This is a genomic window from Mesorhizobium sp. LNHC209A00 (genome assembly GCF_000502915.1).
Classification (GTDB): Bacteria; Pseudomonadota; Alphaproteobacteria; order Rhizobiales; family Rhizobiaceae; genus Mesorhizobium.
In genome coordinates this window covers 24,476-51,448 of the sequence record NZ_AYWT01000025.1, presented here as the reverse complement: position 1 = coordinate 51,448, position 26,973 = coordinate 24,476, and the positions used below count along the sequence as shown (strand labels likewise).

The 26,973-nt window shown below is 60.2% G+C and carries 16 protein-coding genes and 3 pseudogenes; 11 read left to right on the top strand and 8 right to left on the bottom strand.

The window, feature by feature from the left end:
- Positions 1–490: 490 nt before the first annotated feature.
- Positions 491–3,463 carry a DUF4347 domain-containing protein gene (locus X739_RS1000000170935; RefSeq protein ID WP_245273968.1) on the bottom strand — a complete coding sequence of 991 codons (2,973 nt, stop codon included), beginning with the start codon at positions 3,461–3,463 and terminating at the stop codon, positions 491–493.
- Here X739_RS1000000170935 and X739_RS1000000170180 point away from each other — a divergent pair.
- Positions 3,350–3,598, top strand: coding sequence for a hypothetical protein (locus tag X739_RS1000000170180; RefSeq protein WP_023785287.1), 249 nt, complete (start codon positions 3,350–3,352; stop codon positions 3,596–3,598). The two genes, X739_RS1000000170935 and X739_RS1000000170180, sit on opposite strands and share 114 nt — an antisense overlap.
- 23 nt (positions 3,599–3,621) lie before the next feature.
- On the opposite strand, the gene X739_RS138435 is transcribed toward X739_RS1000000170180, so the two are convergent.
- The 3 genes and pseudogenes from X739_RS138435 to X739_RS138450 all read right to left on the bottom strand — a co-directional run bounded on the left by X739_RS138435 (position 3,622) and on the right by X739_RS138450 (position 8,395).
- Entirely contained in the window at positions 3,622–4,650 is a 1,029-nt protein-coding gene (locus tag X739_RS138435) for a DUF4347 domain-containing protein (protein WP_084056575.1), read from the bottom strand.
- Between the two features lie 2,920 nt (positions 4,651–7,570).
- Positions 7,571–8,020, bottom strand: a pseudogene (locus X739_RS1000000170930) (DUF4347 domain-containing protein); the annotation flags it as partial.
- 87 nt (positions 8,021–8,107) lie between these two features.
- Positions 8,108–8,395 (bottom strand): hypothetical protein, encoded by a 288-nt coding sequence (locus X739_RS138450; RefSeq protein ID WP_023796315.1) that lies wholly within the window; start codon positions 8,393–8,395, stop codon positions 8,108–8,110.
- 838 nt (positions 8,396–9,233) lie between these two features.
- On the opposite strand from X739_RS138450, the gene X739_RS1000000167370 reads away from it, so the two are divergent.
- The 8 genes and pseudogenes from X739_RS1000000167370 (at position 9,234) to X739_RS138470 (ending at position 20,983) form a co-directional block, all read left to right on the top strand.
- Positions 9,234–13,052 carry a glycosyltransferase gene (locus X739_RS1000000167370; protein ID WP_023796314.1) on the top strand — a complete coding sequence of 1,273 codons (3,819 nt, stop codon included), beginning with the start codon at positions 9,234–9,236 and terminating at the stop codon, positions 13,050–13,052.
- A complete protein-coding gene (locus tag X739_RS138455; protein ID WP_023796313.1) occupies positions 13,049–14,131 on the top strand; it encodes a glycosyltransferase in 1,083 nt (360 codons plus the stop codon). The genes X739_RS1000000167370 and X739_RS138455 overlap by 4 nt, the downstream gene beginning before the upstream one ends.
- Positions 14,128–16,446 carry a glycosyltransferase family 25 protein gene (locus tag X739_RS138460; protein WP_023796312.1) on the top strand — a complete coding sequence of 773 codons (2,319 nt, stop codon included), beginning with the start codon at positions 14,128–14,130 and terminating at the stop codon, positions 16,444–16,446. Before X739_RS138455 ends, X739_RS138460 begins: the two co-directional genes overlap by 4 nt.
- Before the next feature lie 356 nt (positions 16,447–16,802).
- Positions 16,803–17,657 (top strand): hypothetical protein, encoded by an 855-nt coding sequence (locus X739_RS138465; protein WP_023796310.1) that lies wholly within the window; start codon positions 16,803–16,805, stop codon positions 17,655–17,657.
- Between the two features lie 350 nt (positions 17,658–18,007).
- Positions 18,008–18,772, top strand: a complete 765-nt coding sequence (locus X739_RS01000000166765; RefSeq protein WP_023796309.1) for a class I SAM-dependent methyltransferase — start codon at positions 18,008–18,010, stop codon at positions 18,770–18,772.
- A 57-nt stretch (positions 18,773–18,829) separates the two neighbouring features.
- Complete coding sequence (locus X739_RS1000000171260; RefSeq protein ID WP_198026184.1) at positions 18,830–19,411, top strand: CatB-related O-acetyltransferase; 582 nt, start codon at positions 18,830–18,832, stop codon at positions 19,409–19,411.
- 288 nt (positions 19,412–19,699) lie between these two features.
- Positions 19,700–19,954 (top strand): annotated as a pseudogene (locus X739_RS1000000168795) (integrase core domain-containing protein); the annotation flags it as partial.
- Positions 19,955–20,170: 216 nt separating this feature from the next.
- Positions 20,171–20,983: a hypothetical protein gene (locus tag X739_RS138470; protein ID WP_023796307.1), complete on the top strand. Its 813-nt coding sequence runs from the start codon at positions 20,171–20,173 to the stop codon at positions 20,981–20,983.
- A gap of 190 nt (positions 20,984–21,173) precedes the next feature.
- Here X739_RS138470 and X739_RS1000000169690 read toward each other — a convergent pair whose 3' ends face one another.
- Positions 21,174–21,917 (bottom strand): ATP-binding protein, encoded by a 744-nt coding sequence (locus X739_RS1000000169690; protein ID WP_023796306.1) that lies wholly within the window; start codon positions 21,915–21,917, stop codon positions 21,174–21,176.
- 318 nt (positions 21,918–22,235) lie between these two features.
- Here X739_RS1000000169690 and X739_RS138480 point away from each other — a divergent pair, with 318 nt between their 5' ends.
- Positions 22,236–22,475, top strand: coding sequence for a hypothetical protein (locus X739_RS138480; RefSeq protein WP_023796305.1), 240 nt, complete (start codon positions 22,236–22,238; stop codon positions 22,473–22,475).
- 179 nt (positions 22,476–22,654) lie between these two features.
- Here the strand turns inward: X739_RS138480 and X739_RS1000000168785 are convergent.
- Both X739_RS1000000168785 and X739_RS138495 read right to left on the bottom strand, forming a co-directional pair.
- Positions 22,655–23,109: pseudogene (locus X739_RS1000000168785) on the bottom strand (leucine zipper domain-containing protein); the annotation flags it as partial.
- 592 nt (positions 23,110–23,701) lie between these two features.
- Positions 23,702–24,310 (bottom strand): acyltransferase, encoded by a 609-nt coding sequence (locus tag X739_RS138495; protein ID WP_031252552.1) that lies wholly within the window; start codon positions 24,308–24,310, stop codon positions 23,702–23,704.
- A 318-nt stretch (positions 24,311–24,628) separates the two neighbouring features.
- Between X739_RS138495 and X739_RS138500 the strand changes: the two genes are divergently transcribed.
- Complete coding sequence (locus X739_RS138500) at positions 24,629–24,811, top strand: hypothetical protein (RefSeq protein ID WP_023775190.1); 183 nt, start codon at positions 24,629–24,631, stop codon at positions 24,809–24,811.
- Positions 24,812–25,225: 414 nt separating this feature from the next.
- Here X739_RS138500 and X739_RS138505 read toward each other — a convergent pair whose 3' ends face one another.
- Positions 25,226–26,611: an FAD-binding oxidoreductase gene (locus X739_RS138505; protein ID WP_084056573.1), complete on the bottom strand. Its 1,386-nt coding sequence runs from the start codon at positions 26,609–26,611 to the stop codon at positions 25,226–25,228.
- Between the last annotated feature and the right edge of the window lie 362 nt (positions 26,612–26,973).

Here is a 26,973-nt window from a genome sequence, read left to right as displayed (position 1 = left end):
GGTTGCACCAGTCGAACCCGTGGCCCCTGTATCGCCAGTCGCACCTGTGGCACCGGTTGCTCCGGTCGAGCCTGTAGCGCCTGTATCGCCGGTCGCACCTGTGGCTCCAGTTGCTCCAGTCGAACCTGTGGCGCCCGTATTACCAGTTGCGCCGGTGGCTCCGGTAGCGCCGCTCGAGCCCGTGGCGCCAGTAGCTCCAGTCGAACCCGTGGCGCCCGTAGAACCCGTGGCTCCGGTATCGCCGGTCGCACCTGTGGCTCCGGTTGCTCCAGTCGAACCTGTGGCCCCCGTATCGCCCGTTGCTCCGGTCGAGCCAGTTGCACNAGTCGAACCCGTGGCGCCAGTAGAACCCGTGGCTCCGGTATCGCCGGTCGCGCCTGTGGCTCCGGTTGCTCCAGTCGAACCTGTGGCCCCCGTATCGCCCGTTGCTCCGGTCGAGCCAGTTGCACCGGTATCGCCAGTTGCACCAGTCGAACCCGTAGCACCCGTATCACCGGTCGCACCTGTGGCTCCGGTCGAGCCCGTAGCTCCAGTCGAACCCGTTGCACCCGTAGAACCTGTGGCGCCAGTCGAACCCGTTGCGCCAGTATCGCCAGTCGCACCTGTGGCTCCAGTCGAGCCAGTGGCCCCGGTAGAGCCAGTCGCGCCTGTCGAGCCTGTTGCACCGGTGTCGCCGGTCGCACCTGTGGCGCCGGTTGCTCCGGTCGAGCCGGTGGCACCGGTCGCACCCGTAGAACCTGTGGTTCCGGTCGAACCCGTTGCACCGGTGTCGCCGGTAGCTCCAGTCGAACCCGTGGCACCCGTATCGCCGGTTGCACCAGTCGAACCCGTGGCCCCTGTATCGCCAGTCGCACCTGTGGCACCGGTTGCTCCGGTCGAGCCTGTNGCCAGTGGAGCCCGTATCACCAGTTGCGCCAGTCGAACCTGTGGCGCCGGTATCGCCAGTCGCACCCGTAGAACCTGTAGCTCCGGTCGAACCTGTGGCTCCAGTCGAACCGGTCGTTCCGGTATCGCCAGTTGCACCAGTCGAACCTGTGGCACCTGTATCGCCAGTCGCACCTGTGGCTCCGGTTGCCCCAGTCGAACCAGTTGCGCCAGTCGAGCCTGTGGCTCCGGTCGAGCCAGTCGCTCCGGTATCGCCAATTGCACCAGTCGAACCCGTGGCACCCGTATCGCCAGTTGCGCCTGTGGAACCCGTAGCGCCAGTGGAGCCCGCATCACCAGTTGCGCCAGTCGAACCTGTGGCGCCGGTATCGCCAGTCGCACCCGTAGAACCTGTAGCTCCGGTCGAACCTGTGGCTCCAGTCGAGCCGGTGGCGCCAGTAGCTCCAGTCGAACCNGTGGCACCCGTATCACCAGTCGCACCCGTGGCGCCTGTTGCTCCGGTTGAGCCGGTTGCGCCCGTGTCGCCGGTCGCGCCTGTGGCTCCGGTTGCCCCGGTCGAGCCCGTCGCACCTGTATCGCCGGTCGCCCCGGTGGCGCCGGTAGCGCCAGTAGAACCCGTGGCGCCGGTAGCGCCAGTAGAACCCGTGGCGCCTGTATCGCCGGTCGCACCTGTGGCGCCGGTCGAACCCGTGGCACCCGTATCGCCAGTCGCGCCGGTAGCACCAGTTGCTCCGGTCGAACCGGTGGCCCCTGTAGAGCCCGTGGCGCCGGTGGCTCCGGTCGAACCCGTGGCACCCGTATCGCCCGTTGCGCCAGTCGAACCCGTAGCGCCAGTAGAGCCGGTTGCGCCCGTATCGCCGGTCGCACCTGTGGAACCTGTTGCTCCAGTCGAACCCGTTGCTCCGGTATCGCCAGTGGCACCCGTGGCTCCGGTTGCTCCAGTCGAGCCAGTCGCTCCGGTCGAGCCCGTCGCACCTGTATCGCCGGTCGCNCCGGTCGAGCCCGTCGCACCTGTATCGCCGGTCGCCCCGGTGGCGCCGGTAGCGCCAGTCGAACCCGTGGCACCCGTATCGCCGGTTGCACCGGTGGCGCCGGTAGCGCCGGTCGAGCCCGTGGCTCCGGTGTCGCCGGTCGCGCCTGTGGAACCTGTTGCTCCGGTCGAACCCGTGGCACCCGTATCGCCCGTTGCGCCAGTCGAACCCGTAGCGCCAGTAGAGCCGGTGGCACCGGTTGCTCCAGTCGAGCCCGTGGCGCCTGTATCACCAGTCGCACCGGTGGCTCCGGTCGCACCCGTCGAGCCGGTGGCTCCAGTCGAACCTGTGGCCCCGGTTGAGCCCGTCGCACCAGTCGCGCCTGTGGCACCGGTTGCTCCGCTCGAGCCCGTGGCGCCTGTATCGCCGGCCGCACCTGTGGCTCCGGTTGCTCCGGTCGAACCCGTAGCTCCAGTTGCTCCGCTCGAGCCCGTGGCTCCGGTCGCACCTGTGGCTCCGGTTGAGCCCGTGGCTCCGGTCGCACCTGTGGCTCCGGTTGAACCCGTGGCTCCGGTCGCACCCGTGGCACCAGTCGCACCCGTAGCGCCGGTCGAACCCGTGGCTCCGGTCGCACCTGTGGCACCAGTCGAACCCGTGGCTCCGGTCGAACCCGTGGCTCCGGTTGAGCCTGTGGCGCCGGTCGAACCTGTGGCTCCGGTTGAACCCGTGGCGCCAGTCGAACCTGTAGCTCCGGTCGAACCTGTGGCGCCGGTCGAGCCCGTGGCTCCAGTCGGCCCTGTCGCGCCTGCATTACCGGCGGAGCTGGCGGCCGTTAGTCCGAACACACCATTGGCGTTAGAACTGTCTGCGCCGCCGATAGTCCCCGCTCCCGTGCCCGAGGCTGGAACTGTAAAAGTCCCCGCAGACACTACGGTATAATTGTCAGCGTTAGTTGGTACAAGAGCCGTAATAGTATACGTCGTATTTACACCAGTTGAAGGTACACTGACTATTATCTGAACGGAAGTAAATGGACTTACGGCTTTTGATACCAGCGAAAAACTTCCAACAATTGCACCAGCGGAATTCGTTATATAATATTGCACCGGGAACGTATTGAGCGATCCGCCAGCGGTATCGAGGTTCCCGGAAAGGGTGACTTCAACACTCAGCGCACCGGTATAGCTTGCTACCCCGACGTAGCTCAGAGGCGGCGTCACCTGCCCGCTAGCTGAAACGGCTAAGTGCCACCGTCCGCCCAATATCTCGGCGCCCACCAGCCCAGTTGCCGCCTTGACGTGGGTGCCCGTCGCCTCCTCCAGCGCCTCGACAAACGCTTCGCCCGCCCGACCCTTGCCCGTCTCGCAGCTCCAGAGCCTGAGATCGCCGTTGTCGCCCAGCGCCCTGCCGATCGCCGCCAGGTCGTCCGCCGCATCCTCGAGCGTATCGATCGACCATGCGCCAGAGCTGAAATGCACCCCCCCTGGCGAGCCATGGGCGATGATGTGGACGGCCTCCAGCCCCGATCGCCCTTCCAGCGCCTCGGCGATCTGGCGTGCCGCCGGCCGGTGGCCGTCCAGCACGATCGCTTCGACCCGAGGCCGCAGATTGCCCAGGATCGTCTCGAGATCGGGCGCGGATGGGTCGACGAAAAGAATTTCGGAGATGCGGGCCATGGCGAGGTCTCTCTTGGCGCGAATTCAACTCACGGAAAAAGCCGGCTTGGCCGGCTGGACGGATGAAGAGATGGCGGGAAGAAGCGCGGTCATCTTGACGACGGCCCCACGGCTCCGGTCGGCTTGGCTGGCGAAGCCACGGTGAGAATTGTCGAAGGCAGGAAGGCACCGCTGTCGGCGAACGTGCCGATCGCAAGCGCGGCCGTCGCGTTCGGCACCTTGACTGCCATGGAGACAGGCGTCGGCTGCGGCATGGCGCTGGGCAGCACGACCTGGCCGACGATGGCCTTCCGGTCGGTGTCGACGATGTAATGAGTGACCGGCCCGCCCATATTGCCAACCGGCAAGGTGCCGGTGACCATCACCTCGGCGATCAGAATTCCCGCGTAGATTCCCATACCAACCTCCGTCAGTGGCGGCCGCGTCGCGGCCTTGCTTGTGCGTACGTTCAGTTTCCAGTCGCCGCCGAGCGCCGGCGAACCGACCAGGTCGTCGGCGGCCGCGACCGGCGCTTCCACCGCGCGCGACAGCGCATCGATAAAATTGGTTCCAGCCGCAGCGGCACCCGCCGCGCAGCTCCACAGAAGCAGCTCGCCGGATTCGCCCAGCGCCTGGCCGATCGTGGCGAGATGATCCGCGTCGTGCTCCAGCGTCCGCGCGGTCCACTCGCCGGCCGTGAAGCTCACCCGTCCTGGCGCGCCATGCGCGATGATGTGCACGGCGTCGAGGTCGTCCACCCCCGCGAGCGCCAGCGCCATCTGCCGCGCCGGTGGCGACAGCGGGTCGAACACGATCGCCTCGACCCCCGGTCGCAGGTTTCGCAGGATCGTGCCGAGATCGGATACCGAGGGATCGACGAAAAGGAGTTCGGAAGGGCGGGGCGCATCGGTCCCCGCGTTCGGGCGATCAGTCGCAGCGTCCGGTAGCGGATCAATCCGGCGCCCGTCGAACCGCGGGAATGCACCGACGCCCCCATGGGGCACACGCGACAACACTTGACTCACAGCCACCCAACTCCCATCGCCGGTGCCGCCGATGTCTCGACCGCAAACTCGCGAGTGAACTCCGGAATGGGAAACCGTCTGCCTTCCGCCGAAGCATAGGCACGGACGCGACATGTCACGGTACGCCCTGCGGACGCACCTTCTTCATGCGCGAAATTGCCTTGCTACCCGATCCCTGTCCAACCCACCTGCACAGACCTTACGGCCACCGACCGTGCGATCTGCGGGCACCCTCCATACCCCACATATTAGTACATTCGAAAATTAACGATTTGTAAACTATTAAGTAGGGAATTGGTAAATTTCGGAGAGCGAGGCAGCAGACCTCACTCAATAGTGAGGCATCTGCCTCGCCCAAATTGTTCCTGAAAATCGTAGACTTGCCGGCTTTCTTTCAGTTGCTGTGAACCCTGTGAATAATCCCCCTGGCCGGGCCAGCGGCGGAGTTTGCCGGGTGCCCAGCTGGTCTGACCATGATCGGCGATGGAGGCGCTGCAGGAAGCCAACAAGGAACAACGATCAGCGCGCGGGCTTCCAGCGAAGCCCGCGCGCCCGTTCTCAACCTGGACCAGTCACCGTCCGGTCCGTTTGCCGCTCACTCATGCGGCTTCAAGAGATCCTTCAGGGTCGTCTTGGCGGTATGGTCGTTGCTGGCGTAGCCGGCGCCAGGCTTGGTCTGGTCGGAGGTGAGATCCGTGCTCGCCCCCGTCGGCTTGTTCGGGTTCTGACCAGATCCGCTGATTGTCTTGAGGACGTTGAGCAGGTCTGTCGTCACCGATGTGGCTGCAAGCCCGATCAGGTTGCGGAACGACGCCTGGCCGCCGGGGTCACTGCCGTTGCCGGTCGAGCTCGGCTGTAGGAATTGCGTCGTGTCCTTGAGCCCCAGCGTGCTTGCGGTGACGTTGGCATTGTGCCCGCCGTTCCCGCCGCCAGAGTTGCCCTGTCCCTGGTGTCCGCTGTTGTCGGCATTGTTGTGGTCCCCGGAATTACCCGGCGCGGGCTGTTCTCCGTTTCCGTGGCCGTTATTGGCATGACCAGTGTCACCACCACCCGAACCCGTTCCTCCGGTCGGGCCTGTCGGACCTTGCGAGCCTGTTGCACCGGTCGAGCCTGTCGCTCCGGTGGAGCCAGTCGCTCCGGTGGAGCCCGTGGCACCCGTCGAACCCGTTGCGCCGGTCGAGCCAGTCGCTCCGGTGGAGCCCGTGGCACCGGTCGAACCCGTTGCGCCGGTCGAGCCAGTGGCACCGGTCGAGCCTGTTGCACCCGTGGAACCCGTTGCACCAGTCGAGCCTGTTGCGCCGGTCGAGCCAGTGGCACCTGTCGAGCCAGTGGCACCTGTCGAGCCGGTCGCACCAGTGGAACCCGTTGCTCCGGTGGAGCCGGTCGCTCCGGTCGAGCCAGTCGCTCCGGTCGAGCCTGTTGCGCCGGTCGAACCGGTTGCACCAGTCGAACCGGTGGCACCAGTGGAACCTGTTGCACCCGTGGAACCCGTTGCACCAGTCGAGCCTGTCGCTCCGGTCGAGCCGGTCGAACCGGTGGCACCCGTCGAACCCGTTGCGCCGGTCGAGCCAGTGGCACCGGTCGAGCCAGTCCCTCCGGTATCGCCCGTGGCACCGGTCGCACCGGTCGCTCCAGTCGATCCGGTCGCACCAGTTGCCCCTGTCGAGCCGGTCGCACCAGTGGAACCCGTTGCTCCGGTATCACCGGTTGCGCCGGTCGAGCCTGTNCCTGTCGAGCCGGTCGCACCAGTGGAACCCGTTGCTCCGGTATCACCGGTTGCGCCGGTCGAGCCTGTCGCTCCGGTCGAGCCCGTACCGCCGGTGTCGCCAGTCGCACCGGTTGAGCCAGTTGCCCCTGTCGAGCCGGTTGCNGCTCCGGTCGAGCCCGTACCGCCGGTGTCGCCAGTCGCACCGGTTGAGCCAGTTGCCCCTGTCGAGCCGGTTGCGCCAGTGGAACCCGTTGCTCCGGTGGAGCCGGTCGAGCCAGTCGCTCCGGTCGAGCCGGTGGCACCGGTCGAGCCAGTCCCTCCGGTATCGCCCGTGGCACCGGTCGCTCCAGTCGACCCGGTCGCTCCAGTTGCCCCTGTCGAGCCGGTCGCACCAGTGGAACCCGTTGCTCCGGTATCACCGGTTGCGCCAGTCGAGCCGGTTGCGCCGGTCGAACCTGTTGCTCCGGTACCACCAGTCGCGCCTATGGCCCCAGTTGCTCCGGTCGAACCCGTTGCACCTGTCAAGCCAGTCGCTCCGGTATCACCCGTGGCACCGGTCGCACCGGTCGCTCCAGTCGCTCCGATATCGCCGGTGGCACCAATGGCACCGGTCGAGCCTGTGGCACCCGTCGAGCCGGTTGCTCCGGTCGAACCCGTTGCACCAGTCGAGCCGGTTGCTCCGCTCGAGCCCATCGCACCGGTCGAGCCAGTTGCACCGGTAGAGCCGCTCGCTCCGGTTGAACCTGTCGCGCCCGTAGCGCCCGTGGCACCCGTTGCTCCGGTCGAACCCGTCGCACCAGTTGAGCCAGTCGCGCCGGTTGCACCAGTCGCGCCGGAGCCAGTCGCACCCGTGGCCCCGGTAGCTCCGGTCGCCCCCGCGGGTCCAGTCGCGCCTACTTGACCTGTAGTGGCGATAAAAGCAGCGGTATCAAAAAGATTGCCATTATCGCCATTATTAGCAGCTACAGGGGTGAAACTGTAGCCTCCAGAAACAGGGGAAAGCGTCCCGTATAATTTGAAAGTGCTGTCGTAGACGTAATAAATGTCAGTTGTGTTTGGAATGGTTATGGTTGCTCTAAAATCATTAATTAAACCGCTTTGGTTCGCAGATGGCAGTTGAAAGCTACCGACCACTGTATCATCTGACGTATTAAGTGCAGGGTTAGTGGGCGGAGCTACGTGAGTATCCACTATATAGTACGTGTTAACAGCAGAAGAGTTGCCTCCGGCAGTTATGTCCCCAGTGAGTGTAAGATCGGCGGCAGCAAGAACCCCCGAGTAACCGGCCACGCCAGCTGAAGTCATGGGAGGCAAAGGCTTGGACGAGCTTACATGTTCGGATATCTCCCAGGCGCCGCCAAGGGCGGCCGAGCCAACCAGCGATCTCGATGCGCGGACGTCCGCGCCGACGGCCTGTTCCATCGCCGCTACGAAGGCTTCGCCAGCATTCCCTAACGCCGTCTCGCAGCTCCACAGCCGCAGTTCGCCGTCCGCTGCAAGCGCCCTGCCGATCGCGGCGAAATCGTCAGCCGCTGCCTCCAGCGTCCCCACGGACCAATCTCCTGCTGCGAAGTTGACCCGGCCCGGTCCGCCATGAGCGATGACGTGGACGGCGTCGAGCCCTTCGTGCGATGCAAGCGCGGCTGCGATCTGCCGCGCTGCCGGCCGGTGGCCATCGAGCACGACAGCACGGACTTCGGGCCTCAGGTTGCCAAGAACCGTGTTGAGATCGGAGATCGAAGGATCGACAAAGAGAATTTCAGAGGCACGGGCCATGACTGGCTCCTGTTGGCTTGAATTCAATTAACGGAAAAGCGCCCTCCGGCTTGGCCGGGGGTGGCTAACGGCATGAAGGCTAGTCGGTCATCTTCTAGACGGCCCGACGGCGGCCCCTGCGCCATCGACAGAGGGGCTTTCTACCCGCAGGAAGCTGGCGACCTTGAAACTGCCGCCATCGTCAAACATCCCAATCGCAAATGAGCCGGCCGTGCTTGGCACCTTGACGGTCAGCGCTACGGCAAGGCTTCGCTTGACGGCCTTGGGGAGGACGACCTGGCCAACGATCGCGCTCTTGGCCGTGTCCAGGATAAAATAAGTCACATTTTCGGTCGCATCACCGATCGGCAAAACGCCCCTCACCGTGACTTCCATAACCGCAAACCCTGCTGTGTAACTCATCCTATCCTCCTCGGTCGCAGCGACTGCGCGGCGCCTTTCGCGTTCGGCCTTCTAGAAGCGCCCGACCGAGCCCGACGCGGCCGGTCTTGCGTGTGGGTGGGCATCTGGTGGGTGGGTGGGCAGACGCCGGGCGCCTTTGTGCGCCAAGTGTTCCATCGGCGCGCCGCGCTGGTGTTTCGATTGTTCGTCTGGCAGGCGGCAGACCGATAACCGATCTCTCGATCGGCTCCGATGTCCAGCCGCGAATGGTTGGGGGGTGGCGAAGTTAAGGCATCACATTTCCTGCGATGCGCACGCGATTTTACCCGACTCACGAATTCACTCCCGTCATGTTCACGCCGATGTCTCGGCGAAAACTTGAGAGGGATCTCCGGAACGGGAACCCGTCCGCCTCCAGCAGAAGGACAAACGTATACGCGGCAGCGGACGCTTTGCGAACGCACCTGCTTCAGCCGCGAAGTGGCCTAGCTACTCCAGAACTCCTCAAACCCTCTCAAGAACGCCAACCCACCCGCGAACTGCGCGAGTGCCCTCAAAGCCGTACATTAGTAAACAGAAAATTAGGGAGTTGTAAACTATACGCGAACGAATAATTGATCAGGGAGTGGGCGCGGGCCAGTCTTTAACGCAGTTGCTGAAAATTGTTCTTCAACCTGCCCTTAACGTCTCCTCTCCAGCCCTTGCCATGTCGCAAATATGGTCAACGTCAAGCGTGGCACTCCTCTGGCGGGACGCCACTTAGAACGTCGGTTCGACGTTTCTCGATCTTGACGACACCTGGCAAATGGCGGTGAACTAATCGAGGGGCGGCGTGACGGACCGCCGCACGGAGCCGACGATTCAGATGACAAGCCGCAAGCGCCTCTGCCTCAACATGATCGTCAAGAACGAGATGGCGAACCTTCAGCGCTGCCTTGGAGCGGTGGCCGACCACATCGACTGCTGGGTCATCGGCGATACCGGCTCGACCGACGGGACCCAGGATTTCATTAAATCGTTCTTCGCTGCCCGCAACCTGCCGGGCGAACTGCATGAGTTTCCCTTCCTGAATTTCGAGCAGGCGCGTAATGCGGCACTTGATCACGCCTACGCCTCGGCACTCGCTTACGACTATTTGCTATTTGACGACGCCGACATGGAACTGGTGGTCGAGGACGTAGGCTTCCGAGAACAACTCGTCAGTCCGGGCTACCGGCTGCTGCAGCGATCGGAGTCCGGCCTGACCTATTGGAACACCCGCCTGGTCAGGCGCGACGCCGGCGCGCGCTACCACGGCGTGACCCATGAATATCTCGACGTGCCCGACGGTGTGCTGGAACTGCGCAGTGCCTGGTACAAGGACCACGCCAGCGGATCGAACCGCGTCGACAAGTTCGAGCGTGACGCGAAGCTGTTGCTTGAAGCTCTTGATAGGGAACCGGAAAATCAGCGCTATTGGTTCTATCTGGCGCAATCCTATCGCGACGCCGGGCGGACGGCTGAGGCTGCGGTGGCCTACGCCAAACGCGCCGCCATGGGCGGCTGGGACGAGGAAGCGTGGAACGCACGCCTGCAGGGGGCCCGCTGCTTGCGCAAGCTCGGCGACGAGCCAGGCTTCGTTGAGCAGGCGCTTGCCGCCTTCAATCAGCGGCCGCAACGTGCCGAGCCGCTCTACGACCTGGCCAGGTTCTACCGCGACAAGGGAATGAACGATGCCAGTCTGCTGTTTTCCGAAGCGGGGCTGGCGATCAAGCGACCCGAGCAGGACATCCTGTTTCTCGAGGACTATGTCTACACGACAGGCCTGCTTGAAGAGTTTGCGATCGCCGCGAACTATTCGCGCGATCCTGTGCGCAAGGACCGCGGCTTCGCGGCTTGCAACTGGCTGGCGCTGAACCGGACCATTGGCGACGGCCCTAGGGAACTGGCGTGGTCCAACCTGTTCTTCTATGTGCAGCCCGCCAAGACAATGATGCCGACCTTCAGCGCGCGTCCGGTCAGCTTCGAGGCGCCCGATGGCTATCGGCTTCTCAATCCTTCGGTGACGCGATTGGGCAAGCAGATAGTGCTCGCGCAAAGAGCCGTGAACTACACGATGACCGAAAACGGGCTCCAATATCAGACCAAGGACGGCGATGCGATTCGCACGCGAAACTTCCTGCTGCGATTGAGCAATGAACTTGATCTCGAGTCGGCGACAGAAATCCTGCCGCCGGTAGACATGCCGGAACCCGTTTACAAAGGCGTGATTGGCTTCGAGGATCTGCGTCTGGTTGCTTGCAACGGCGAGTTGTGGGGCTCGGCATGTGTCCGCGAATTTACGCCAGAGGCATGGTGTGAGCAGGTCATCGCACGCATCGATGAGACCGGCCCCTGCCGGTTGGCCGACTGGCGCGTGCTCCACCCGGCAGGACCGCGGGCGCACGAGAAGAACTGGATGCCGCAAGTCAAGCCAGCCGCTGCGCAGGCAGGCGCCGAGACGCTACAATTCGTCTACCTCTGTGATCCCACCCGGATCGTGGACGAGAGGGGCGCGACTCTGAGCGAGACTGCTCCCGTGATTGCCGCCCAACGGTTCAGGGGTGGAACCCAGCTGATCGCATTGGCCGGCGGATGGCTCGCCTTGATCCATGAAGTGCAATGGCGACCGGCGGAGAAGCGGCGTTACTACCTGCATCGGTTCGTCTGGTTCGACCAAGCCAATACCTTGCAAAAGGTAAGCCGTCCGTTCTTCTTCGACAAAAAGGGCGTTGAATTCGCTGCCGGCCTGGCGTGGCACCCGGACAAAGAGCGCCTGCTGATTTCCTACAGCGTCACCGACAGCGAGTCCTGGATCGCGACCGTCGATGAGGCGGAGGTGAGGTCGCTGCTGGAGGATGCGGACGACCTGCCATCGGGTGTGATCGAAGCAGCGTCCGGGCTGACGCTGGCCTCTGGGCATAACAATCCAGAAACGAAAGCCGAGATCAAGCCCGACCGTATTGGCGGCAGAGCCATTGCTGTGGAACGCCGGGGGCCGGAAGGCAAGGACTTGGGTGCCGGAAGCATGAAATCGACGGAAGAGATTTTTCATGAACTCGCGCCGTTTCTGCGCGACGTCGATTCTCCGCTGCAGCGACGGGAAGGATCGCGCCAGTTCGACGCGCGGATTTCTCCCTTCCTTGGCAGCGACGACACCGCCCTTCCGCAGATCAACTGCTTCTACCAGGTGATGTCCGACAAGGCCGAGCATCGCACCCTGATTGCCGCCACCACGTCGATGCGGGCAGCAGGCCATCCCGTGCGGGTGTGGAGCTACGCACCGGAGAAGCTCGCGTTCCTCGTCCCGCATGGGGTTGAAGTCCGCAATGCCGACGACGTCATGCCGCGGGCCTTGTTCGAGCGGATCGTCGCCGGCTCCGAGATCAGGTATTTCAGCGATATCTTCCGCTATGCACTGCTGTACGAGCATGGCGGGCTATGGATGGATTCCGACGTCGTTGTGCTGCGGCCGTTCCCGTTTCGCGGCGAACATTTTTTCAATCTGCAATGGCGTGGTTCGCACAAAGGTCATTTTGTTTGCGGCAACGTCATCTATGCCAGGCCCTATAGCCGCCACCTCAGGGCGCTGTACGAGTTGTCGATCGACCGCTTTCACGCCGCACAGGGCAAAGAATTTGGAGATATCGGCCCCAGGCTGCTGTCGGACTACATTGCCTCCGATGCGGGAGCCGAACTGCGAGAATGGGTGTTCAGCCCGATGTTCTTCAATACGATCGATTGGAATGAGATCGACCGGTTCGAGAAGCCGATTGGGGAATTGGCCGACTATCTGAACGATGACCGTGTGTTCGGCATCCATCTGTGGACGGCACGCAACGAGGCCCGGCCGGGCGGCGACGGGACGCCGCTGATCTCGCTGCTGGTCAACCCGCTCGACAGCTTGCCTAGCTTCACCAGTCTCGCCGACCATTTCAACACCGACAAGAACCGGCACACCGGCAACCGTCACTGCTACGCGAGGATCTACGATCGCCTGCTGTCGCCCCGGCGCTTGTCCATGCGGCGGCTGATGGAGATCGGCCTGTGCCGTGGTTTGGCCGAGGGCAACCAGACCGAGACCCCATCCGTGTCACTTTGGCAAAGCTATTTTCCGTTCTGCCAGGTGATCGGTGTCGACCTGACGGATTTTTCGCAGCTGAACAATGAACGGTTCAAGTCGTTCGTCGGGGACCAATCCAAGCTCGACGATCTGCGCGGCGTAGCTGCAAAGCTCGAACCGGGATCGCTCGACGTGATCATCGACGACGGCAGCCACGCCTCGGTCGACGAGCAGTTGACGCTGCGCGAGTTCTTCCCCCTGCTCGCCGAGGGCGGCTGGTATTTCCTCGAAGACCTCGACTGGCAGCCGCCGGGCGAGGATGCCGGCAAGATCACGCTGACGAAGACCCTGTTGCGGGAAATCAAGGAGCATGGCACGGCCCACTCGATCGATCCGCTGGGGGTGAGCGCGCTTGCCGGTCAGTTCGCCGAGATCCTGTTCTTTGACAGCCACTATGAGTTGAACCGGGCAAAGCTGATGGGTGGCCTGGTGGCTATTCGCAAGGGCGCGTCGGGCATGTCCGCCAGGGGCGGTCTTGCCTCCAGCGCGCGAGTGAGCGGAGCACAGTGAAGATCGCCGTCTACACCATCGCGTTGAACGAAGCCGCAAACGCTGAGCGCTGGGCCAACTCTGCGGTCGACGCCGACTACCGCATTGTCGCCGACACCGGCAGCACTGATGACACGGTTGAACGGCTGACCGCGGCAGGCGTAACCGTGCACCGGATAGCGGTCCGCCCATGGCGTTTCGACGATGCCCGCAACGCCGCCATGGCACTTCTCCCCGCCGACGTCGATGTGTGCTGCACGATGGACATGGACCGGTTTCTCGAGCCCGGCTGGCGGCCGAAGCTCGAGGCTGCTTGGACTTCCGAGACGACTGCCCTTTATTGCCAGACGGTTTACAAAGCGAGTGTCGATGACCCAACGCCGCTGCGAAGCTGGCCAGCAAAGAATTTTCACCATCGCTGGGGCTATCGGTTCAAGCGGCCTGTGCATGAGGCCCTGGTCTTCACCGGAGAAAGGGAAGTCACCGCGAATAGCAGCGACATCGTCATGTTTGAGGTGCAGGACCTCGCCAAGCAAACAAGGAGCAGTTACCTGCCGCTGATGGAAGTGGCACACAAGGAAGATCCTGACGACGCGCAGATCTGCTTCTGGCTCGGGCGGGATTTGATGTGGGCCAACCAACACGAGCGGGCGATTCCATTGCTGGAACGTTACCTTGCGTTGCCGACAAGCAAGTGGGCGGAAGAACGATCCGAAGCGATGCGCTACATCGCGCGTATGCGGCCTGAGGAGAGATTGTTCTGGCTGGACAAAGCCAGGATGGAAGCGCCGCACCGGCGTGAAATCTGGTTTGACCTAGCAGAAGAGTTCCATAGCCAAGCTGATTGGTTGAACCTCTTTTGGGCCAGCACCAATGGGATCGAGAAGACGCACCGCACCGGCAGCTACATGGACGACGCGAACTGCTGGGGCTTTCGATTGTATGATCTCGGTGCGATCGCGTCGTGGCGCCTCAACGCCATGGACCGCGCCGTGGAATGGGGGCAAAGGGCCGTTGAGCTCGACCCGGCCGACCAGCGGCTGAAAGATAATCTGGCGTTCTTTATCCACCGGCGAGACGAGATGCGAGCAGGTGCATGAGCGATCCCACTGTTCCACCAGCCCGCCTGCTGACAGCCTTCAATACGGTTTTGTATTTGGACGCCGCCAAAGGCGAGCTGCGCCACGGGCCCCACAACAGCAGCCCAGCCAATGTCCTCTTGGTTGCGGCCGAGCGATCGTCTGGAGGAGCTTGGAAGGGGCAACTGACTTGCCAGGTTGGCGATGTATTGAAACCGATGATTCGCCTGCCAGACCAGACCATGACCTTATCTGATTCAAACGGCGTCGATCCCGCAGCCCTCCCAAGCGTTTTTGAGCTTGTCCCACTGGAGCGCGGATTGCTGGCCCTCAGATCCGACGCTCTTTTTCTGTCGGCGATACCCGACGGTCGGGTCCTGTTGCGTGCTGCGGTATGCAGTACTTGGGAACTCTTCATCGCCTCCGAGAGCTGGTGCACGGAAGGGGTCACGGTTCATGGCAGCAATTGGCGGTCCGCCGAAGCGCATTTCGACAAAGGGAGGATTCAAAGCTTCATTGTTCATCCCACTCTTAGAGCCAAAGCAAACGCGCACCCCAAGGGAAAGAAGGTTCTCGTCTACGGCTACACGAAGTGGTCCCACGGACGTGTCTATTACGATCTCGCCAGGCGCCTGCACTCGTACGGTTATACCATTGATATTATAGACTGGCAGGAAACTCATACGTCCTATATTGCACAACTTTTACCGTACTATGACTTTTATCTGACGGCACTCGATGGCGTTCGCACGTTACTTGACAGATACAGTATTCCTTATGAACAAATCATAGCAATTTCGCATCATGAATTTGACATGCGAATGCTGATCGAGTGCAAGGGAATTGAAGTCTTTGATAAGTTTGCAGGCTACGGGGTGGTGAGCGAATATTTGTACTCCGCGTCGGTCATGCGCGGCATCTCAAGGATACCCAAGGTGGTCCCGTTGGGAATTGACTACCAGAGCTTCTTCTCTGCGTTGCCCGAGCAATTGACCACGGTAGGCTACGCCACGTCGATGTCCGTAACGACCTATGGTGTGGAGTGGAAACGCGGAGCGCTCGCTGAAGCAGCCACCCTCCAGGCCGGTCTAGCCTTCAAAGTAGCAGGATCAACGGCTAGTCAGATTTCATTTCACGACATGCCCGAATTCTACCGCAGTGTCGATGCTGTGCTTTCAAGCTCTATAAACGAGTCTGGGCCGTTATCGGTTATGGAAGGAGCGGCGGCAGGAAGGCTTGTCATAGGGACACCCGTAGGTCACTTTCCCCTGAAGGCGTACCAGGGCGGCGGCATCCTTGCCCCAATTGAAGATGAAAAATTCAAAGCGTTCACAGCATCAACGCTGCGATACTACAAGGAAAATACCAGTGCGTTCGTGGACAAGTGCCACGCAACGAGGGAAGCCGCTCGTCAGTTTGATTGGCAATACTCTCTTGGCGACTGGATTGACCTAATTGACCCGCCCCCACAGACCCGCACACATGCGATGATAGGCGGCCAATTTCCCGCCCCTCGCGACTTAGAAGCAGCACATACTGACGACCTGAAATCAAACCGCGATCAGCCGACAGTCAGTTCTACCCCTTTGCCTATTCACGTCATAAATTTGGACCGTAGCGTTTCGCGGTGGAACCTATACAAGCAGCGCAACCGACATTTATTGAGAAACACGCTCCGATTCTCTGCCTTTGACGGAACTTCGCTCGATAGGGCCGCCTTAATAAAGGAAGGGATAATCGGGGAGGATTGCACCTATCTCCCTGGCTCTCTGGGATGCGCACTTTCGCATATTACTCTGTGGAAAAAAGCTGTCGAGAATAACCACGCGATAACTGTTTTCGAGGATGACGTATACTCCTCACCAGACTTCATTGCGAGGTCACAAGAAATCTTATCCAGAGCCCCGGCAGGTTGGGATATTATAAAGTGGGCGTTTAACTTCGATCCGCTTTTCGTTTGGCTTGAGCTTGGTTTTTCGAAGGCCAAACTCGAATTCTATTCCCGCAGACCCCAAAGTGTCGAGTCTCTGATCGACTATAGCCGATCGTCACGGTCACTTACCAGGATATCGCATTCCTTCGGGCTTATGTCTTACTCCATTACGCCAAACGGTGCACGATTACTTCTTGAGAATTGTCTCCCTATAAAAAAGAGAACCATCCCATTTCCAGGAACCGGGGTAGTTATTGATGACACAGGAATCGACTGTGCCATGTGCGCTGTGTACAGCTCGATGCAAGCATTTGTTTGTATGCCGCCGCTCGTGTTTTCTGATGACGAACAACAGTCGATTCGGGAGGAGGCAGATAGGACATCAGGCTCTATGGTAAGTTAGACTAGGTAGTTGTTTCACGAACCGCCTTTTCGACCGCTTGCCGTATGCATCATCAACGAACAAAGGTCGTTCGATGTGATGTGCCGAGTTGAAGGCCCGCAGCCGGTTCTACAACATCGGCCACCCTCCAGCGGCGACGGAGCATTAGTACGGTTTAAGCTGCAATGCATTTTAGGATCGATGGCGAGGCGGTGGATCGAAGATAGCTCATGACGCAATGATAAGCACGGGCTGGGCCAGGCGGGGAACGGTGAGCTCGTTGATCTGCGTGAGCTTGGATTCTCTGCTACCCTCTATTGCCTTCCACTTTTTCATCAGAGCATCGTAGGATGCTATGATTTCACTTGGAGTCGACGATGGCAACCACGGTTTGGATCGTTAGCCCGCCGCACTACGTTCACAGCCACGCCTTCGATGAGGTCGCATTGTCGCTTTGCGCGGCTTTCCGCGCTCTCGGTCAGGAAACCTACGTGGTTCGCTATCCAGCACAACTCGGCGACACCACAATCGTCCTCGGCACCAATCTGCTGCACCTAGTGCCCTTGCCCGAGCAGAAGCGGTTAATTTTGTTCAACCTTGAGCAGATTTCGGAACCATCGTCCGACAGCATGTGGATGAAGCCTGAATACATATCGTTGCTGAAGCGCCGCCCTGTATGGGACTATAGTGCAGCCAACATCGCCGCGCTCGCAAGCATGGGCGTCAAGGCAACTTTTTGCGGCATCGGATACATGCCTGAGCTGACGCGCATCGCCCCGGCCGGGCATGAGGACATCGACGTTCTGTTCTTCGGAGCATTCAATGCGCATCGTAATTCGATACTCGACCGGATCGAGGCACACGGTGTCAAGGTAAAGCGGATTTTCGACGGCGTCTACGGCGACGAGCGCGATACTCTTATCGCCCGGAGCAAAATCGTCCTCAACCTGCACTACTACAGCACACAGCTTTTCGAGATCGTGCGAGTTTCCTATCTGCTCGCCAACCGCAAATGCGTCGTCTCCGAGTGGGGCGGCGACACCGCTGCGGAAGCACCGCTAAGGGGCGGCTTGGCGTTCGCTGATGCAGAAGACATACCCAACGTTTGCATGACTTTGCTCGCCCACCATGACGCCCGGATAGCCCTTGCGCAGGAAGGCTTCGAAGCGTTTTCGGCCCGATCGCAGGTCGACTTCGTCCGTGAGGCCATGCGCCAGATGCAGGTGACGTAATATAGATGACCCATCGACAGAAGCGTTTGGCGTTCCCGTCGAGCGTTCTTTATGCTTGGCCTGGCACCCTGGCAAAGGGTTGGGAAACGAACCCGCCCTTGGCCGGCGACAAGCGTTCGACCGCTCTCGACAGTAAGGTTATTCTAGATGGAGACCCAAATGCGCGATATACGGTCGAGGAATTTGAACCTTCTGGAAGCCGCGCTGGCCGGTACACTGTACGGAGACGCGCCGAGACCGTCCTTCTTTATGTCTCTTCAGCCAGCCTTGTCGGTCCGGCGGTTTGCAGGTAGGATACCATAAATAAGATTTCAGCGGGCGGTCAATTAATAGATCGAAATGAGATTAGGTTGAATAACGAGGATACAAGTACGTCCGATGACGCGGATCACTCCGCCGCTATTTGCGGCGAGAGTTACTCCACATTTATCAACACTCTCCATCTAAGCCTTCAACCGAAGACCTACTTCGAGATTGGCACGCTTAACGGCGCGACGCTTAGATTGGCAAACGGCGCTAGCGTGGCGGTCGACCCTCATTTCAGAATCGATGGCGACGTAGTGGGCAAGAAACCAAGTTGTATGCTATTTCAGCAATCTAGCGACGACTTTTTCGCGACTCACAACACTTCTCAATTATTCGGCGCCCCAATCGATCTTGCGTTCCTCGATGGGATGCATCTTTTCGAATTCCTGCTTCGTGATTTTATGAACACAGAAAAGCATTGCCGCAAAAATTCGATCATACTTCTCCACGACTGCCTCCCCCCGGGGTTCTTTATGACCGTTAGAGACCCCTCGGACCCTTTGCTGGCCAAATCGCGCTTTGCACAATCGTGGACAGGAGATGTATGGAGGGTCATTCCCGTGCTTCGGAGTTACCGCCCCGATCTGTCCATAACGATGTTCGACTGCCCGCCGACAGGGCTCGTTTCCATCACTAATCTCGACCCTGCCAGCCAAGCGCTTGACAGTGCATATGTCGAGATTGTTGATCGCTTTTCCTCAAAAGATAGCGATCGAGAGGCTTACGACGACTACTGGACGACTCTATCCATTGAGAAGAGCAGAGAATTCTCTACAGCTCAGCATTTGGCGACGAAGTTTTGGATTTGATCCAGTTCGAGCCGGGAGCAGCTCTCGGTCCACGCTAAGGTCCAGGAGTCGAGATAGGTGCCTCAGGTCATTCCAATCTTCACTCGAGCGGCGTTGGAAGGCAGAGGTTTTGACATTGGAGAATATAGCTATGGAGTTCCTACCGTCAGATGGTGGGGTGAAAAAGCATCGTTAAAGATCGGAAGATTTTGTTCTATCTCAGACGGCGTTGAAATATTTCTGGGAGGGAACCACCGCTCAGATTGGATAACGACTTATCCTTTTTCCGCCATCGCCCACTGGCCCGAGGCCGAAAGTATATACGGGCACCCATCGACCAGGGGCGACGTTATTATCGGAAACGACGTTTGGATCGCGAGCCATGCAATGATCCATTCTGGTGTAAAAATTGGCGACGGAGCGGTGATAGGGGCAGGAAGCGTCGTCCGGCGTGATGTTCCGCCGTACGCACTCGTCGCGGGAAATCCCGCAGAAGCTGTGCGACTGCGTTTTTCCGAGAGGGAGATCGCAACTCTACTCAAGATTCGCTGGTGGGATTGGGAAGAAGGACGGATCCGTGACACTCTCCCCCTTCTTCTATCAGGAAATATTTCGCTGTTTTTCGATGCGTGCGGCTTTCCAAACGAACATGACACCTAAGTTGCTTCGCTTAGGTCGTGAACCCATAAACAGGGAAGCGAGTTTGTGCGGCGGGGCTAAGGTCTGCGCCCACAATTACGCAGACGGCGCCCAAGCCCCTGGCCGCGGCCAGCATTCCCCTCTGGTGCTAGCACTACTTTGGCAGATCTTTTGCGTTGGGGGCATTTTGAGGATTCCCAAGAGCGGTTTTGCGCGATTCATGAGAGGTCGGCTGTTGGAGGGGCCGGCCATGAACAGGGATTGGCAAGTCGATCTGGAGCAGTGGCTTGAGTCGTTCGCCAAGGCCTGCGCGATCTCGGTCTCAAGCACGTCACGACAAGGCCCTATACGCCCAAGACAAATGGCAAGGTAGAGCGCTTCATCCAGACAGCACTGCGCCAATGGGTCTATGCCATCGCCTATCCGACTTCAGATGACCGTGCCGCAGAGTTGCCGGTCTAGCTGCATCGCTACATTGCACCGTCCGCACGGAGCCTAAGGTCCAAAGCATCTATCAGCCGCCTCGCTGTAACCGAGGACAACCTACTGAGGCTCCACAGTTAGCAAGCCCGGGATTTATCATTTGCCGCTTTCGGAGGTTCAGCCTAATGTTGTTCGATGGTTGTGGGGGGTGCCGTACAATCGCGACAGACGCAAATAATTAATTCGGGGCATGAGCTGCAGAACAGGCGAAAATTTAGCATACTAGCTGCCGTCTCACTGGCTACTAGCTTGGCACCAGCTACGTTATGGAGCCACTCGCGGAAAGCCTACGCAGCCATGTCGCCCAAATCTCCCTCGGCCACCCCACTGCCATCCATCCTATCCGCCCCGATCGAACTCGCCGGCGATTGGGGCCGCATGCTGCCGCGCGCGGCAGATCAGGTCGTCGAGCGCATGCGGCACGCCTGCCTGGATGGCGGCCGCCTTGTCTCCGATCGCCAGCCGGCGCGGCTGCGCGTCGACGAGCGTACGTCCGGCTCGCCGGCTGTCTGGTTGCATCCGGACGGCGGCAGCATGGCGTGGATCATAGTCGACGTCGGCGAGCGCGATTGGTCGAAGCTCGCCTACCAGTTCGGACATGAGCTAGGCCACGTCGTGGCCAACAGCTGGCAGGCCGATGCCAAACCGGCGGCGCCCTGCCAATGGCTGGAGGAAGCAATGGTGGAGGCCTTTTCGTTGCGCGGGCTGGGGCGCCTCGCGAAAAGCTGGACGGAGAACCCGCCCTTCGCCGGCGACAATGCTTTCGGCGAAGCCATCGCTCGATACCGCCAGGACATCATCGACCGCTATACCGCGCTCGCCGACGGCCAGGGGTTCACCCGCGACGCTGCGGTGTGGTTCGCCGACCATCGCAGCGAGATCGAAATACCCGGCCTCAATCCCTTCGCCCAGGCGATGTCGGTAACCATCCTTGCCGAATATGAAAGCGCGCCCGATTGCGTTGAGGCCCTGGGCGCACTCAACCGTTGGCCCGGCCGCACCGGTGTCCCGATCGATGAGTATGTCAGGCGATGGGAGGCGAGCTGTGCCGAACTGCAGGCCTCGCCCCGATTGCCGGTAGGTGTGCGCGAGCGGTTGCGCATCGTGTAGTTGGCGGCTCCATGCATGGCGGAGCTGCCGGGTGCAGGCTCGTGCGGCAGTGGCTTGCCGACAACGTGCCTATCTGGGTGCCGATCTGATCTCGGTGACTGGAACGGTCACAAACGGATGGAGCGGGCTCGCTCTGTTCAAGTGGTTGATAAAAGGAGGTGCGCCCTGGATGGCGTTAGCGTGGCCGTTCCTAGTCCGCAACATCTTGCTCTCGTCGGCGATCTCTCTTCGTTGATACCCAGCCCGTTTGGATATCGGCCGTGCCGCGCAAACTTTTTAATCGAACCGTTATTACTCGGGTGGCGGCTCTGAGGCCGTCTGAATCTAAGCTTTCGACGCAAATAGTGGGTACCAGGAACGACTTAAGTTCTTCCTCGACCAGCTTAACGTGTTCGATTTGATCAAGACTGCTCTGCAGATCAAGATCGAGGAACTTCTGAATGATTCCGAGAGTACGCCGGCGTTCCCTCAACCGAGCCTCTAGAATTCGTCTTGGCGCCCGCAATTGGACAAGAAGGTCCGGTTTGGGCAGAAGCTCGAGAGCACGCGACACTCGTTCACGATCCGTTATGTCGCTGAACAAAACCAGTGAGGATACGAATTGAACCATGCCTTGATCAAAAATTGAGATCTTTGGATTAGATGCCATTGCGGCGCGCCAAGCTTGCAGAAGAGCCTCAAGATGCCAGTTCAGACGAGCTGCCCACATCTCATTCTTGGGTGGGAGAATCTCAAACAGTTCTCCGAGAGAATGCTGTGCAATCCACTTTGAATGAACGCCAGAAACCAGTTTAAAGGCGGCTCTTCTAACCGGGTGTGCACGGTCAGCGATCTGCAAAAGAACGGGCTGGCCCTGACCTCGCAGAACGCGCGCCAACTCGGACGCCAAGGTGGTCTTACCAGCACCGGAGGGCCCAAATAGCTCCAAGATCATCTTTCAATCCAGACTGAGGGGAGCCGTCTGATAGTAATCTTAGCCGAGGAACCAGGAAATGCGTCATCCGTACGAATGACCGTATCGTGAGTAAGACCGGGGCCCCGCCGCCGAAAGGTCTTGCGAAGGAAAAGGCCGACGGCTAAGGCCGCGTCTGGTCGGCCGCGTGCGGTTCCTGAAGGGCGAAGACAAGCTACGTCACGCCTCAAGAATTTTCGGGAAAATAGCAGGCATTCTTACGCACCTTCTTGCAAGCGGACGCTGGCGAGGAATATAATCCTTTCGTTGCGGCGAACCCCTCAAACGGAGATCGCCACCATGGCTAGGTCAAAACCATCCAAACAGCTTTCCCAGGCAGAAATCGACCGCTTCCTGACGGCCGCAGAGGCTCTGCACAAGAGCATCATCAAGCCATTCATCTCGCCCCATTGCGAGCATTACCGCGCCACGCGAACCCTGCATGAGGCGCTGTTGAAGGCTGTGCGGGAAGTGACGGGGAAGGAAGTCGAGTTCATCCAGTGGAACACTACCGGGCCGGTGCGTCCTAAGGCGGAATGAACGCTATACGATTAACCCGCTACGGCGATTCCCAGGCCGATGGCGAGGCCGAGGCGGCATTGGCGAGCAGCGTGGTCGCGGACTTCCTTCATGTTAGTGAAACCTAATATTAATCCGGCTCGTTACAGCGCCCCGGAGCGCACGGCACCGCCCCTACGGCTGGGTAGCGCCCGCCCGCATATGCGGTGGCCAACCCGTTCAAATCGCCCGAGCTTCTTGATATCGATGTGAATCATGTCGCCGGGATGCTCGCGTTCGTAGCGGCGGATCGGTTCGGCTGGCGCGATGTCCTTCAGACGCGACAATCCGGCACGCCTGAGAACCCGGCTGACAGTGGCGGGCGAGACGCTCACCACGGCGATGTGTTTGCCGGTCAGCCGCTGGCGGCGGAGGACGACGATGCGCTCGGCCACGGCCTGGCTGGTCAGACCCGGCATGACCTTGGGCCGTGACAACGGTCGGCCATCCCTTTACTGCCTTCGGTCTTGTAGCGCTCGACCCAGCGCGCCACGATCTTGGGTGACACGCCATATGTCCGCGCCGCATGGGCTTTGGAACGGCCGCCTTCTATCACCAAAAGCGCCATCTCCTCTCGACGCAGAGGCGTGAGACGGGCATTCTTGTGGATGTTCATTCGGACGGCTCCGGTGAGTGCTGAAGCGTGGCAGCTCCAGTCTCCTCGGTTTGGTCCGAATGGACAACCTAGCCAACCTGTGATCCGCATTCAGCGGGGGCGGAGGAATCCACCTTGCAGCACCAGTCATGGATGGAATGTCCGCCCCAAATAGCGCGGCGCCCGGAGGACTAGCGGCCGCCGGTGGTCGGCGTGATGCCAGGCCTTCGCTCGTCGACCATCCGAGCCGGCGTGATCAGCTTCCTGACCCACAACTGAACTGGTTGCTCAATGTACCTCCGCGAAACGACGGCCGTGCCAATCGCAGCCGGGAAAAGGACCGCGATCACGAACCAGGGCTGTCCGCTAAGTTGACCGAACAGATGGCTCAAAACCAGCTTCACCGGCACATGCAATAGGTAGAGCGAGTAAGAGCAAACCCCTACGCCAACCAGCAATGGGGTCGCGAGAAGTGATGCTCGATCCGACGAAGCAGCCCAAACGGCAGTGATGAATGCTGCATTGAAAAAGAAGTAGAGAGTCGGACTTATGTGCGCCCAATCCGGGCGCCCAAAAAGCGAATAAAAAACCGCCAGGATAAGCGCAACGCAAGTCAATTCGTCGCTCGGCCGGTGCGGATGCGGTAGAGCATCATGCCGGCGATAAACAGGTGTCCGAACTGCGGCATTAGTAGCGACTGCACCATCCAGTCATTGTAGAAGCCCCACCCGTGGCCGCTTAGCAGGATTGCGCCTCTAAGCAGAATCATAAGCGTTAGCCAGGCAATCGATATAGCGTCTATATTCTGGAGTTGGCTGATTTTGAAAATCACCGCCATGGTAGCGTAGAACACGAGTTCATACGCTAAGCTCCAATATGGACTAACAATGTTAGGCGCGTAAAGAAAGGCCTGCAGCATCGTGGCATTGATCAGTATGGTTCGACCGGTGGTTTGATCAGTCACCCATAGGAAAAGGCCGGCTACGCCGATTGAAAGCCAATATGCAGGATACAAACGGGCCGCACGACCGATGACAAATTCGGTTAACGATTTCACTCGCTCGAGCGTCATAAGGATCACGAACCCGCTGATCACAAAGAACAACTCGACGCCAAGCAGGCCATAGTAGGCGGGCCTGTCGACGTAGTGGTAGGCAACCACGCCGAGGGCGGCCAGACCTCGCAATCCATCAAGAGCGCTGAGTCTTCGCGAGGCGGTCATTGGGTGCAAGCAATGAGATCAAACAAGACCGAGACGTAGCGCGCCTGCGCCATTCGTCAATGATGCTGATTGGCGCCGACCGCCAACGGGAAGCTTGGGTCATGAAGAGTAGCGGTAGGCGAGTTTCAACCTGGCGACAACAGAACACTGCCGCGAACACGAGCGTTCTCCGCCCGGAATGGGGCGGTGAAGAACACCGCCCGTTCTGGATGTTGGTTCAGACAGTTGGGGCTGGCGGGATCATACATTCTGGGACTGACGCCGAGACACTTGGATGCCAATCTGCCCCGCCAGCATCCCCGCTTGGCGACCTGGTCCATGCTGCTCGAACAGGGCCTGGACAACGGTAATCTGATCGTTGCGTTGGCGGCTTTGGACGGCATCGAAGCCGCGGAGCGGGAGATCGAACGTCAGCCTGCCCAAGACAAGGAACGACTGAGCGCAGTGCTGCGACACGATACCGACGGCGGCAATGTCAATCGTCCCGATTCCGCAGGTTGATTTTTCGTGGCGGTGTTCGTTATTGCGTCGACTATTGAGTATCAATATAGGTCGACGAAAATCGGCTCTGGGTCGTCAGGCTGAATGGCGGCTTGTCGACGCGATTGTCACGAAGCTGTCGCTCTGATTGCGGCCCCTAATCTGCCGGCCAGCTTTGCGCCTCATTTCAGACGTTGAGACCACGTCGTCTGCGCTCGGAAACGGACCCTCGCGATCTAGTATCAACAGCTGGATGGACCAGCAAGCGCGTCGCGCAGCACACGGCTTGGACGAAGAGTCCAGCACCAGATTCAGCCGTTCTGAACGGCCGTCGGCGACGATGACGACGAAATAAGGATGCGCCATAATGCTGCAATCACACTCCCATCCCAAGGGAAAGCGTGGATCAGCTACCTGGCTTTTCTCGAAGAGCGCCTAATGTGTCGCGGTCGAGATGTTCTGGTTGACGCTAAAAAAGTTGGTAGGGTCGTATTTCCTTTTTACCTCGGCAAGCCGGCTGTAATTGTCGCCGAAGGAGGCGCGGATCACTTGGTCCGCGGGCTCGCTCAGAAAATTCAGAAGGTGCATGCCGCTCGAATGCGGCTCGAATGCATCATACATGGCCCGTACCCAAGCAATATGCCTTTCGCTTTCGGCCGGATCCGTCCACTGTGCAGTCATCCCGATGTTGTATTCTGCGTTCCGCTGGACGAAGGCGGAGTCCGCGTGACTGATCCGGCCGGGCGCGCCGCCGTAAAACTCTACTATGCAGGCCGAAAGAGGCGACTCCATCCGATTTCCATGCTCGACAAGCAGGTCGATGATCGCGTCGGTAAGCTGCGGAACGAAGCTCGCCTTCCAGTAATTGTGGGTGCCGTCCGGGAATGCGCCGTCCAGCAGCTTCTGCATAGACGGGAAAGGCATTGCCTGGATGGCGTCAAGCAGCGGTGGACCGAAGGCTCGCAGCGGCGCCAGCACGCGCGTGCCTTCGTCCACGTCACCGCACCAGCATGTGATTATGCCGACCGCCGGCATGCCGTCCGGCGTCGTCAGCATGGCCGCGTAAGCAGTCAGTTCCTCCGGCGCCGTAGCCATGAAGTCGCGATAGAAGCGCAACACCTCGCCTGACTTGTCGCGGGCATGAACAATCAGGCCGCCGAGCACCGAAGATATTTTCTTCGCCCGGAAGGTGAAGCAGGTGACGATGCCGAAATTGCCGCCCCCGCCGCGCAAAGCCCAGAAGAGGTCGGGGTGGTCTGCCGCGTTGGCCGTCAGCAGGTGGCCCTCCGCAGTCACCAGCTCAAACGAGATTACATTGTCACAACTCAGTCCGTGCTTGCGCACCAGCCAGCCTACGCCGCCGCCGAGCGTCAGACCGGCAACGCCGGTCTTCGAGACGACGCCGACCGGCACCGCCAGCCCATGCAGATGCGCCTCTCGGTCGAGATCACCAAGCGTCGCGCCGCCCTGAACTCGCACGGTCTGGATTTTGGGCTCAACCAGCACGCCACGCATAGCGGAAAGGTCGATGACGATGCCGTTGTCGCATAACGCCCGCCCGGCGACATTGTGACCGCCCCCACGCACCGCGACAAGAAGGTCGTTCTGAGCAGCGAATCTCACCGCGTGGATTACATCAGCGACACCGAGGCAGCGTGCTATCAATCCTGGGTGTCGGTCGATTGCCGCGTTCCAAATACGGCGCGCCGCGTCGTATTCGGCATCAGCGGGCCGGATTGAGCGTCCAGCCAACCCGGAAGTGAACTCATCGATAAGATCGGCGCCAATCGGCACACCACTGCGGTTTTGAAGCTCCGTCACCTGCTATATCCTCCTCCTCAACGTCCTCGCGTAATCTCACGCCTCGAGGCGAAGTTAGCATAGCATCGGTTGGCGTGCCTGTGATGCCGAAAACACTCTCGACCCGATCAGCGGCGCTCGGAGCGTGAGTGGCTGCTTTGCCATTTGGATGTGCTCAAAAGCTGTCAGTCCGCTGGCGTGAAGAGTTTCGGGCGCCGGCAGGCGTGCGAAAGTCCCCGAGGAAGTCGAGCAGCAATGCGCCTCATGCCTGCCGTTCCGTCGGGTTGGATCGTGCTCTGAAAGCGGACATTTGCCCGGCTCGGTATTCAGAATGGTTTGCGGTTTGCTTAAACCACAATGGGCCCACTATGCTTGATAAGATG